Raw genomic sequence first — 11,963 nt, 5'->3', positions numbered from 1 at the left:
GACTTTGACTCCGGGCATCCTGCCCTCCGCCCTTCGGGCCGGCTTCGCCGTTCGCACGCGCTCCTGCGCGTGCGTGGGCCAGCAAAAGTCCCACGGGGATTAGCTTCGCGTCAAAAGTGACTCGAGCGCCGGCAGGGGATCGAAACGCCCGCCGCATCCCACGGGGACTAGCTTCGCGTCGTAGGCGGCACGCTGGCGGGAACACCCAGCTAGAACCGAGAGCAAAGTCGCTGGATGACCAGCTTCGCTGTTGTGAAGCGCTTCCCGCCTTCGCGGGGATGACGGTGAGGGAAACACACGTTCTCGCGAGCACCCACCCCTCACCCCAGCCCTCTCCCCGAAGGGGAGAGGGAGAAAGCCGTTGCCCCCGTGCCTTTCGGCACGGACCGACTTCAGGCACATTCTCGTATCCCGTCCCGCGGGCAAAATTAGTGGTATGTCCGCGCCTTGCGCCTGCCTTGCATGTAAACGCGCGCCCCTGCCGATGATCAGTGCGGGGGCGGGCGCTTGCGGCCCCTGACCGGTATGGAAACCTGAGTGAATATCTTTGCCCCCCTGATCCGCCGGCCCGTGGGCACGTCATTGCTGGCACTTGGCCTGCTGCTGGCGGGCACGTTTGCCTATCGCTTGCTGGGTGTGGCGGCGCTGCCGTCGCTGGAATTCCCTGGCGTGTACATCGTGGCGTCGATGCCGGGCGCCAGTGCGCAGACCATGGCGTCCACCGTGCTCGCCCCGCTGGAGCGTCATATCGGCCGCATCCCGGGCATCGACGATATGTACGGCAATGCCTTCGAGGGCAGCGCGGCGATCCAGGTGCGTTTCAGCTTCTCCCGTACCGCTGACAGTGCGGCGCGCGACGTGCAGGCAGCTATCAATGCCGCGCAGGCGGATCTGCCGGTGCTGCCCTCGCCGCCCCAATACTTCAAATTCGATACCTCGCAGTTCCCCATCCTGCTGGTCTCGCTGACCTCTACCGGCTTGCCGCAGGACAAACTCTACGATCTCACAGACACGCTGCTGAAGCCTGCCGTGGCGCAGATTCCCGGCGTTGCACAGGTGCAGGTGTTCGGCGGTACGCCGCATGCGGTGCGCGTGGAGCTGGACATCAATGCGCTGGCGGCCAAGGGGCTGACCGCCAATGACGTGCGCAACGCGCTGATTGCGGCCAATGTCACCTCGCCGCAGGGCGTCCTCACCGACGGCAAGACGCAGATGACGGTGACGGCCAACGATGGCCTGCGCGAAGCGCCCGATTTCGCCAATCTGCTGATCGCCAACCACAACGGGGCACAGGTGCGCCTGTCGGACGTGGCCAAGGTGACCAGCGCCCAGCAGGATATTTACCAGGGCGCCTGGTTCAACGGGCAGAGCACGGTAGCGATGCAGATCAGCAAGCGCTCCGAAGCGAACGCCGTGCAGACGGTGGATGAGATTCGCAAGCGACTGCCGGAACTGCGTACGTGGATGCCGGCGGACGTGACGATCACGCCGATCTTCGACCTGACCCAGACCACCAAGTCGGCGCTGCATGAAGTGCAGGTGGCGCTGCTGATCAGTATCGTGATGGTGGTGCTGGTGATGCTGGTGTTTCTGCGCCGCCTGCGCCCCACGTTGATCGCGTCGTTGAGCGTGCCGCTGTCGCTGGCGGGAGCGTTTGTGGTGATGCTGGCGCTGGGTTACACGCTGAACACGCTGTCGCTGGTGGCGCTGGTGCTGTGCATCGGCTTTGTGGTGGACGATGCGATTGTGGTGATCGAGAACATCGTGCGTCACATGGAACAGGGCGCATCGCCGCTGGAGGCGGCACTGGTTGGCGTGCGCGAGATCGGCTTTACGGTGGTGTCCATCACGTTGTCGCTGGTGGCGGTGTTTGCGCCGCTGTTGTTCGGCAACAACATGCTGATCATGCTGTTGCGCGAGTTCTCGGTGACGCTGGTGGTGGCGGTGGTGATCTCGGCCATCGTTTCGCTGACGCTGACGCCCGCGCTGTGCGGCAAGCTTCTCAAGCACGAAGAGCCGGGCGAGCGCACGCCGGGCCGTATGGAGCTGGCGCTGGAACGCCTCGACAAGGGCTTCCAACGCCGCTACGAGCGCGCACTGGACTGGGCCATGCACCACCGGCGCCTGATGCGCTGGCAGCCGATCCTTCTGCTGCTGGCGACGTTTGCACTCGGCGCGTTGGTCGTGGCAACGGCGGGTGGCAACTTCATGCCGGAGGAAGACGTTGGCATGATCCAGGCCGACATTCGCGCCGACGCCAACATCTCGCCCACCATGATGGCCACCCAGGTGCAGCAGGTGGGCAAGATCATGAAGGATGACCCTGCGACGGCAGACGTTCTCACCATTCTTGGTGGTGACGATGGCAGCGGCGCCGTGGGTAACAAGGGCACCATGTACGTGGACCTGAAGACGCGTGGCAGCGGCCCGCATGATCGCCATGACAACATCAAGACGGTGGTGGATCGATTATCCAAGCAGTACGACGTCATGCCGGGCGTGCGCGTAACGCTTAGTCCGATGCAGTTCCTCGGTGGCGGCGGCAGCGGCGACAAGGGTGGCCAGTACGAATTCCAGCTGGTCGGGACCAATGGCGAGAACCTGCAGCCGTGGACGCTGAAGCTGGTGCAGCAATTGCGCAAGACGAAGGAGCTGCGCGACGTCGGCAGCAACTTTGACCTGGTGGGCAAGCAGCAGATGCTGAAGGTGGATCGCGAAGCCGCCAGCCGCCTGCTCGTCTCCATGGGCGACGTGGATACAGCGCTGCTCAATTCGTTTGGTCAACGCCAGGTATCGATCATCTACTCGGACATCAACCAGTACTGGGTGGTGCTGACTTCCAGTTCGGCCACTTCAGTGAGCCCTGAGGCCCTGCTCAACGTGCGCGTGCGCAATGGCAGGGGCCAGATGATCCCACTGTCGGCGTTGGCTCATATCGAACCGAACATGACGCCGATGCGCATACGCCACCACAACCAGCTGGAGGCTTCGACCATCACCTACAACCTTGCCAAGGATGTGACGCAGGATATCGGCGTGAAGCTGGTGGAGAACGCGGCCATTGCGGTTGGCCTGCCCGCCGGCGTGCACGTGGAATGGACGGGCCAGAACCAGCGCATGCAACAGACGAAGTCCAACGGCATGGTACTGTTGCTCGCCGCCATCGTGGCGATGTACATCGTGCTGGGGATTCTCTATGAAAGTCTTGGTCACCCGCTGACCATTCTTTCCACCCTGCCCGCAGCAGGCATGGGTGCGTTCCTGGCGATGCTGGTGACGCAGACCCAGCTGACGCTGATGGCGATCATCGCGATCTTGATGTTGATTGGCATCGTCAAAAAGAACGCGATCCTGATGGTGGACTTTGCGCTGGTGGCGCAACGCGAACGCGGCTTGTCACCCCCGGATGCGATCAGGGAGGCGGCGCTGGTGCGCTTCCGTCCGATCACCATGACCACATTGGTGGCGATGGGTGCCGCGCTGCCGCTGGCGATTGGCTTTGGCGTGGGTTCGGAGATGCGCCAGCCGTTGGGCGTGGCAATTGTGGGCGGCTTGCTGGTGTCGCAGCTGCTGACGTTGTTGAGTACGCCGGCGATTTATCTGTGGAACTTCGATCGCCTCGATCGCCTCGCTCGTGGGCTCATGCCCGGCCGCCTTCAGTGGACCTCGGGCTTGAGCATCTTCTTCGGCACAGTACTTGGCGTGGTTGCGCTGGTTTATGCCATCAAGCCCGACCTGTTCGCCGACAAGGGCATCAATGGTGCTGTTGCCATACTCATGGCGCTGTTTGGTATGGCGCTGATCACCTTCGCCATCCTCACACTGCGGAAGAAGGCTTGGGCGCGTTTCGTCATGTTCGGCATGGTGGCATTGATGTTCGGCGTGCCGGCATTGGGCATGCTGGCGTCGTCGCTCGCTCCGCACCCTGACAACGCGCAAGGTGGTAGCCCGGTTACTGCATTGATGCCTGCGGCCATGGCGGTGTATGCGGGGTGGGCGGTGTTTAGTAAGCGCACTCGCGAGTATTTCGTGCAGCGTCGGCAGGGGGCGTTGACGCCCGCATTGATGGGGGTTTGAGGGGTCGTTGGTGGTGGCCCGGCAGTTAGGCAATGGGGGTCGACGGAGATTTGCCCGCGCTGAAGTGGCGGCTCTTTTAAGCGGAGAGGCAAGATTGGCCCCTCACCCCAGCCCTCTCCCCCGAGGGGAGAGGGAGCAGCAACATTCAGACGCTTTAAGTCCTCTTCGCTATGGCGCGTTGCGGGGTAGCCGTACCGCGTATCGGATGGATCGTGCGGTGCCGATTACGGAGACCTTCTAGGCTTGTATTCAGCACGACGCTGCGAGAGCCCTAAAGGCCATTTTCTTTGGGTTACTTTTCTTTTGGGCCAGCAAAAGAAAAGTGACTCGGCCTTCGGCAGAAGGTCGAAACGCCCGCCGCGCAGGCGGCACGCTGGCGGGATCGCCACATTCAGAGCCAAGAGCAAAGTCACTGGATCCCCGCTTTCGCGGGGATGTCGGTGAGGGGAGCATGCGTTACCGCAAGCCCCCACCCCTCACCCCAGCCCTCTCCCCAGAGGGGAGAGGGAGAAGTGCAGCACACACACAAACCACCCCGCGTCAGGAAGCCGCTATCACCCGCGTCGAAATTCCGACATGGCCTCCATTTCCGCCACCACATCAACACCCAATCACCCCACAAACCCACCAACCACGCGCCCTCCGCACCCCCAGCAAACCCGTGGCACGCAAATTGCTCAAACCACCCCGCGGCCCCCGTCGCAGGAGTGAGTGATGAGTTTGATCAACGACAACCCGTTCGGTTTGCACACCCAGGCACTCGACCTGTGGCAACGCCGTAGCGAAGTGCTGGCCAGCAATCTGGCGAACGCAGATACGCCTGGCTACCTCGCGCGCGATGTCGATTTCAAAAAGGCGCTATCCAACGCCAGCGGCCAAAGCGACAGCTTGCCGATGGCGATGACGCACACGGGGCAAATCAATCCAAACGCGCAAGCCGCTGATCAGCTCGCCTATCGCATGCCGGGCTTGCCGACGATGGATGGCAATACCGTCGATACGCAGGTGGAGCAGGCGAATTTCGCCGCCAACGGCGTGCATTACCAGGCGAGCCTTTCCTTCATCACGGCGCAGATTCACATGCTGCGTACCGCCATCACCGGAGGCCAGGGCTGATGTCGATGTTCAAGATTTTCGATGTAGCCGGTTCGGGCATGGCGGCGCAGTCGCTGCGCCTGAATACCGTCGCCAGCAATCTCGCCAACGCCGACAGCGTGTCGAGCACGCCGCAAGGTGCGTATCGCGCCAAGGAACCGTTGTTCGCCGCGGTACAGCGCGCGCTCGGCAGCGCCAAGAGTGCCGAAGGTGATAGCGCGGTGGGTGTGCAGGTGAAGGGCGTTACCGAAAGCCAGGCCGATGTGCAGGCGCGCTATGAACCGGGCAACCCGATGGCGGATGGCACGGGCTACGTCTATGGCAGCAACGTCAACCCCATCGATGAGCTGGTGAACATGATTTCCGCGTCGCGTTCGTACCAGAACAACGTCGAAGCGATGAACACCACCAAGCAGCTGATGCTCAAGACCCTCGACCTCGGCAAGTAAGCCGGGAGGTAATCACGTGTCCACTATTCCCAGTACCAACAATACGAGCAGCGGCAGCAACACGGGCACGACGAGCACGAACTCGGCGCTGTCCAACACCATGACGCAGGCCGACTTTCTCAAATTGATGACGGCCCAGCTCAAGGCGCAGGACCCCACCAATCCGGTCGACAACTCGCAGTTCGTGTCGCAGATGGCGCAGTTCAGCCAGTTGTCGGCCACGCAGCAGTTGGATACCGATCTGCAGGGCCTGAGCAGCAACGTCAATACAGCCATGCAGACCTCGCAGGTGCTGAGTTCGTCGAATCTGGTCAACCGCCAGGTCATGGTGCCTTCGAGCACGATGAGTTTCGACGGCAGCAACGGCATGCGCGGCGCGGTCAATGTACCCACTGCCACCAGCGTCACCGTGCAGGTGCTCGACGGTAACGGCAATGTCGTGCGCACCATGCCGCTTGGCGCGCAGAGCGCGGGGTTGGCCCAGTTCAGCTGGGACGGCAAAGACGACAACGGCAATCTCGCGTCGGGTGGCAATTACACGCTGAAGGCCACCAGCGGCAAGACGTCGCTGGATACGTATGTGGCCGGCACAGTCACCGGCGTCGGTTATGGCGGCAGTTCGTTGGGAACTTACCTGCAGGTTGCGGGTGTGGGCGGCGTGCCGCTCAACCAGGTGGCACAAATTCTGTAAACGCTCTGCGCGTTCACTTTCTTCGAGGAATCGAACATGGCACTTAATACAGCGCTCAGCGGCATCAACGCCGCTCAGTCCGATCTCAATGTCATCGCCAACAACATCGCCAACGCCAACACCACCGGCTTCAAGGGTTCGCGTGCGGAGTTTGCCGATATCTTTGCGGTGACCGGCCTCAACCTCAATTCCACAGCAGTGGGCAGCGGCGTGCGCCTGCAGCAGGTGGCGCAGCAGTTCTCGCAGGGTGATATCCAGACCACCAATAACAGCCTGGATCTGGCCATCAGCGGCAATGGCTTCTTCGCGGTGAACAACGGCAGCGGCGTGACGTATACGCGCGCCGGCGATTTCATCAAGGACAAGTCAGGCTACGTGACCACACCCGATGGCTCGCGTTTGCAGATCTACCCGCCGAACGGCATTGGCGGCTTCGATACCAGCACGCTGAAGGACCTGAATCTGGTGACGGCGCAGAGCAACGCCACCGCGACCTCGCTGGTCACCATGACGTCGAACCTGCCGGCCAGCGCCACCGTGCCGACCAACGCGTTCAGCACCAGCGACTCCACCAGCTACAACGCTGCCTCGCCGGTGACCGTGTATGACTCACAGGGTGGCTCGCACCAGGCCACGATTTATTACGTGAAGACCGGCACCAATACCTGGAACGCGAATCTCTTCGTTGATGGCCAGAACGCCGGCTCGCAGGCAATGACGTTCGACGCTAACGGCAATCTCGCCACGCCGGCGAACGGCGCGCTGAATTACGGTGCTGTGAACCTCAATAACGGTTCGTCGCCGTTGACGTTGTCGCTCAACGTCACCAACACCACGCAGTTCGGTACCGCGTATTCGGCAGGCACGATTGTGCAGAACGGTTTCGAGGCCGGCACGTTGTCGAACATCGACATCGACAGCAAGGGCGTGGTGACGGCGTATTACTCCAACAACCAGAGCACGCAGATCGGTCAGGTGGCGATTGCCAACTTCGCCAATGCGCAGGGCCTGCGCCAGATGGGCAACACCACCTGGGCTGCCAGCACGGATTCCGGCTCGGCGGTGATGGGTACGGCCAGCACGGGGCAGTTCGGCACGCTGCAGTCCGGCGCGCTGGAAAGCTCCAACACCGCCGATACCACCGCGCAGCTGGTGAACATGATCCAGGCGCAGCGCGACTACCAGGCCAATGCGCAGGTGCTGTCGACGGACAACACGCTGGCAACGGCATTGTTCAACGCCGTGTCGCGCTGATAAGCCGCCATGGATCGTTCCGTATACGTAGCGATGACTGGGGCGACGCAGATCATGCGCGCCCAGGAAGCGGTGAGCCACAACCTGGCCAACGCTTCCACGGTCGGCTTCAAGAGCGAGCTTTCCGCGTTCCAGAGCGTGCCGGTGCAAGGCGATGGCCGGCCGGCGCGCGTCAACGCGGTGGCGCAGGGCATCGGCCAGGGCAGTGGGCAGGGTTCGCCGATCAACACCGGGCGTTCGCTCGATGTGTCGGTGCGCGGCGCCGGCTGGATCGCGGTGCAGGCGCCCGACGGTTCGGAAGCCTATACACGAGCGGGCGATCTTCAGTTGACCGCCGATGGCGGTCTTACCGATTCGCGCGGCAATCCGGTGATGGGTGGCTCTGGCCCCATCACCATTCCGCCGGCATCGGAAATCAGCGTAGGCGCGGACGGCACCATCTCCAGCGTACCGCTGGGGCAAGGGCCCAACTCGGTGTCCACGCTCGATCGCATCAAGTTGGTGAACCCTGATAGCGCGCAGATGACGCAGGGTGCCGACGGCTTGATGCACATGACCGATGGCAGTACGGCCGGCCTAGACGACAAGGTGACGATTGCTTCGGGTGTGCTCGAAGGCAGCAACGTCAACCCGTCTGCCGAGCTGGTGAAGATGATTGCGCTGTCGCGCCAGTACGACATGCAGGTGAAGTCCATCAAGACCTCCGAGGACAACGCCGATGCTTCTCTCAAGCTGATGCAGGGCAACTAAGCCAGCACCTCTCTCACGGAGTGACCGATGTTTTCTTCCTTGTGGATTGCCAAGACCGGCCTTGACGCGCAGCAGACGCGCATGGACGTGATCTCCAACAACCTGGCCAACGCCAATACCACCGCGTTCAAGAGTTCGCGTGCGGCGTTCCAGGACCTGATGTACCAGAACAAGGGCCAGCCCGGTGGCCAGACCACCGAGCAGACGCTGTCGCCGTCGGGCCTGATGCTGGGCACCGGTGTGCGCGTGGTGGGCAACGAGAAACTGTTTACCGAAGGCAATATCACCCAGACCGGCAACTCGCTGGATGTAGCCATCCAGGGCCGCGGCTTTCTGCAGGTGAGCATGCCGGATGGCACCGTGGCGTATACGCGTGACGGTTCACTGCATACCGATGCCAACGGCCAGCTGGTGACCTCGGACGGCTATCCGCTGGAGCCTGCCGTCACCGTGCCGCCGAACGTGCAGAGCCTGACTATCGGTAGTGACGGCACGATCAGCGCCACCACCACGGCGTCGGCCACGCCGGCCACGCTCGGCACCTTGCAGCTGGCCGACTTCATCAACCCTGCCGGCCTGCAGCCGGTGGGCCAGAACATGTACGTGGAAACCGCCTCCAGCGGCGCACCGCAGACCGGACAGCCGGCACTCAATGGCATGGGTTCGCTGCTGCAGGGTTCGCTGGAGTCCTCCAACGTCAATGTGGTGGCCGAGATGGTCAACATGATCGAGACGCAGCGCACCTACGAAATGAACTCCAAGGCAATCAGCAGCACCGACCAGATGCTGCAAGCCCTGACCGACAAGATGTGAGTACTGCCATGCTGTCTTTCCGCATCCTTCCTCGAATCGCTGTGGTGCTCGCGGTCGCATCGCTGGCGGGTTGCGTCATGCCAGCGCCACGTGACGACCATCAGTGGGCGGCCACCATGCCGCAGGAACAAGCATCGGCGCCGCCGACGGATGGCTCGATCTATCACGCCGATCAGGGCATGGAGTTGTTCAACGATGCGCGCGCGCATCGCGTGGGCGACATCCTGACGATTTCGCTGGTGGAGAGCACGCAGGCATCCAAGAAGGCCAGCACAAGCACGAGCAAGAAAGACGCTACCAATATCGCTGCGCCGACGATTCTTGGTCAGGGGCTGACGCTCAACGGCAAGACGGCCAACATCACCACCAACGGCAATCGCAGTTTTGATGGCACGGGTGACAGCACCCAGAGCAACCAGCTGAATGGTTCGATCACCGTCACCGTGGCGCAGCGACTTTCCAACGGCAATCTGTTGGTGCGCGGCGAGAAGATGCTCGCGATCAATCAGGGTCAGGAAATGATCCGCATCTCCGGCATCGTGCGTCCGCAGGACATTCTGCAGGACAACAGCGTGCCTTCGACACGCGTCGCCGATGCGCGGATTGCCTATACCGGCAAGGGTACGCTGGCGGATGCGAATACGCAGGGCTGGCTGTCGCGCTTCTTCAGTTCCAAATGGATGCCTTACTGATGAACGTCCGGAACCTGCAGCGCATGCTCGCGTGCAAGCTCGGCGGTCTGTTGCTGGCCATCATGTCGCTGGCCATGGCCACGCTGCCTGCGCCGGTGCATGCCGACAAGATCCGCGACCTGGCCCAGGTGGGCGGTGTGCGCAGCAATCAGTTGATCGGCTACGGTCTGGTGGTGGGTCTGGATGGCAGCGGTGACCAGACCACGCAGGCGCCGTTCACCACGCAGAGCCTGGAGAACATGCTGGTGCAGTTCGGCATCACGGTGCCGGCCAACGTACGCCCGCAGCTCAAGAACGCCGCCGCGGTGACGGTGACGGCGCAGCTGCCGCCGTTCGCCAAGCCGGGCCAGACCATCGACATCACCGTGGCTTCCATCGGCAACGCCAAGAGCATTCGCGGTGGCGAGCTGCTGATGACACCGCTGCGCGGTGCGGATGGCAACGTCTACGCCATGGCGCAGGGCAGTGTGGTGGTGGGCGGCATCAGCGCGTCGGGCAAGAGCGGCTCCAGCGTGCAGATCAATATTTCCGCGAGCGGTCGCGTGCCCAACGGTGCGACGGTCGAACGCGCGGTTGCTTCGTCGTTCTCCAACGGCGGCGACCTCATGCTCAATCTCAACACCGCCGACTTCACCACGGCCACGCGCATCGCGGAGGCGGTGAATCGCACCTATGGCGCCGGCACGGCCAGCGCTGTTGACGGTGGTTCGGTGAGCGTGCGTGGGCCGGTTGATCCCAGTCAGCGCGTGGCGTGGCTGGGGGCGATCCAGGGCATTGAAGTCACGCCGGGTGACGCACCGGCACGCGTGGTGGTCAATTCGCGCACCGGCACGGTGGTCATTGGTTCGGAAGTGCGCGTGACACCGGCAGCGGTGGCGCACGGTTCCATCCAGGTCACCATCTCCGAGACGCCACAGGTCAGCCAGCCCCAGCCGTTCGGTCGTGGCCAGACGGTGGTGGTGCCGCAGAGCGACGTGCAGGTCAGCGAAGACGGCGCCCACATGTTCAAGTTCGGCCCGGGCACCAACCTCGACACCATCGTGCGCGCGGTGAACCGGGTAGGCGCGTCGCCCACTGATCTCATTTCCATCCTGCAGGCGCTCAAGCAAGCTGGCGCGCTGCATGCGGAGCTGGTGGTCATCTGATGGCGATCACCGGCGATGCCGCCAATAGCCTGAACACCTGGACCGATCTGTCCGGGTTTCAGTCGTTGCGGCAAAGCGCGCAAAGCGACGCCAAGGCAGCCTTGCCCGCCGTGGCCAAGCAGTTCGAGTCGATCTTCACGCAGATGATGCTGAAGTCGATGCGCGAGGCGAGCGCCGGCGATGGTCTGTTCGACAGCGAAGCCGGCAATGCCTGGCGCGACATGTTCGACCAGCAGCTGTCGATCCAGTTGTCGCAGCATGGCAACGGCATCGGCATTGCTCAGATGCTGGTGCGTCAGCTGGGCGGTGCTCTGACCAACGGCGCGGACAAGGCGAGCGCGGCCAGCGTTGATGACAACTGGCAGCAGCGCCTTCGCTCCCTGGCCGGTACGGCCCGTTCGGCCGGTGAAAAAGTGCTCAAGTGGTTGCCGGACGATGCGCAGGATTTCGTGCGCCAGCTGGCGCCGTACGCCCAACAGGCAGCCGACAAGCTCGGCGTGTCGGTACGCGCCGTGCTTGCTCAGGCCGCGCTGGAAACGAATTGGGGCCAGCACATGCCTACCCATGGCAACGGCAACACCAGCAACAACCTGTTCGGCATGAAGGCCGGTAGCAGCTGGGGTGGTGACAAGGTCAGCGTGCCTACGCTCGAGTTTGAGGACGGCGTGCCGGTTCGCCGTCGCGCCCAGTTCCGCTCGTATGACAACCCGGGCCAGTCGTTTGACGACTATGCCCAGCTCATTGCAGACAACCCCCGTTATGCCAGGGCGCTGAACCACGGCGAAGACGTGGTGGGCTTTGCGCGCGGGCTGGTCAATGGCGGTTACGCCACCGACCCCGCGTATGCGCAAAAGATCGTGGCGATTGCCAACAGCCCTGCGATGCGTGACGCACTCGACGCCATCGGGCAGGACGCCCTCAAGAAAGTTGGCCGCAAGCCGAATCCCTGATGGAAATCTCGAGGAACCACAACGTAGCTCGTCATCCCCGCGAAGGC

The 11,963-nt window shown here is 62.8% G+C and carries 10 protein-coding genes; all 10 read left to right on the top strand.

The genetic code is table 11. The features are described from left to right. Positions 1-537: 537 nt before the first annotated feature. The 10 genes from AC0GUR_RS15205 (at position 538) to flgJ (ending at position 11,916) form a co-directional block, all read left to right on the top strand. The gene (locus AC0GUR_RS15205) at positions 538-4,077 is read left to right on the top strand and encodes an efflux RND transporter permease subunit (RefSeq protein ID WP_472878342.1); all 3,540 of its coding nucleotides are present in this window, start codon (positions 538-540) and stop codon (positions 4,075-4,077) included. Between the two features lie 714 nt (positions 4,078-4,791). After that, complete coding sequence (flgB, locus tag AC0GUR_RS15200) at positions 4,792-5,193, top strand: flagellar basal body rod protein FlgB (protein ID WP_472878341.1); 402 nt, start codon at positions 4,792-4,794, stop codon at positions 5,191-5,193. Then, positions 5,193-5,621 (top strand): flagellar basal body rod protein FlgC, encoded by a 429-nt coding sequence (flgC, locus tag AC0GUR_RS15195; RefSeq protein ID WP_472878340.1) that lies wholly within the window; start codon positions 5,193-5,195, stop codon positions 5,619-5,621. The genes flgB and flgC overlap by 1 nt, the downstream gene beginning before the upstream one ends. A gap of 16 nt (positions 5,622-5,637) precedes the next feature. Then, on the top strand, positions 5,638-6,312 hold the full coding sequence (locus AC0GUR_RS15190; protein ID WP_472878339.1) for a flagellar hook assembly protein FlgD: 675 nt from the start codon (positions 5,638-5,640) through the stop codon (positions 6,310-6,312). Between the two features lie 36 nt (positions 6,313-6,348). Next, the gene (gene flgE / locus AC0GUR_RS15185) at positions 6,349-7,566 is read left to right on the top strand and encodes a flagellar hook protein FlgE (protein ID WP_472878338.1); all 1,218 of its coding nucleotides are present in this window, start codon (positions 6,349-6,351) and stop codon (positions 7,564-7,566) included. Between the two features lie 9 nt (positions 7,567-7,575). Continuing rightward, on the top strand, positions 7,576-8,316 hold the full coding sequence (flgF, locus tag AC0GUR_RS15180) for a flagellar basal-body rod protein FlgF (RefSeq protein WP_472878337.1): 741 nt from the start codon (positions 7,576-7,578) through the stop codon (positions 8,314-8,316). A 27-nt stretch (positions 8,317-8,343) separates the two neighbouring features. Continuing rightward, positions 8,344-9,129 (top strand): flagellar basal-body rod protein FlgG, encoded by a 786-nt coding sequence (gene flgG, locus AC0GUR_RS15175; protein WP_472878336.1) that lies wholly within the window; start codon positions 8,344-8,346, stop codon positions 9,127-9,129. An 8-nt stretch (positions 9,130-9,137) separates the two neighbouring features. After that, on the top strand, positions 9,138-9,821 hold the full coding sequence (gene flgH / locus AC0GUR_RS15170) for a flagellar basal body L-ring protein FlgH (RefSeq protein WP_472878335.1): 684 nt from the start codon (positions 9,138-9,140) through the stop codon (positions 9,819-9,821). A 62-nt stretch (positions 9,822-9,883) separates the two neighbouring features. Continuing rightward, entirely contained in the window at positions 9,884-10,966 is a 1,083-nt protein-coding gene (locus AC0GUR_RS15165) for a flagellar basal body P-ring protein FlgI (RefSeq protein ID WP_472878534.1), read from the top strand. Next, positions 10,966-11,916 (top strand): flagellar assembly peptidoglycan hydrolase FlgJ, encoded by a 951-nt coding sequence (flgJ, locus tag AC0GUR_RS15160; protein WP_472878334.1) that lies wholly within the window; start codon positions 10,966-10,968, stop codon positions 11,914-11,916. The genes AC0GUR_RS15165 and flgJ overlap by 1 nt, the downstream gene beginning before the upstream one ends. Positions 11,917-11,963 lie beyond the last annotated feature (47 nt).

Source organism: Dyella sp. PARNA 12/25 (assembly GCF_055702865.1).
This window is presented reverse-complemented; position numbering and strand designations above follow the sequence as displayed.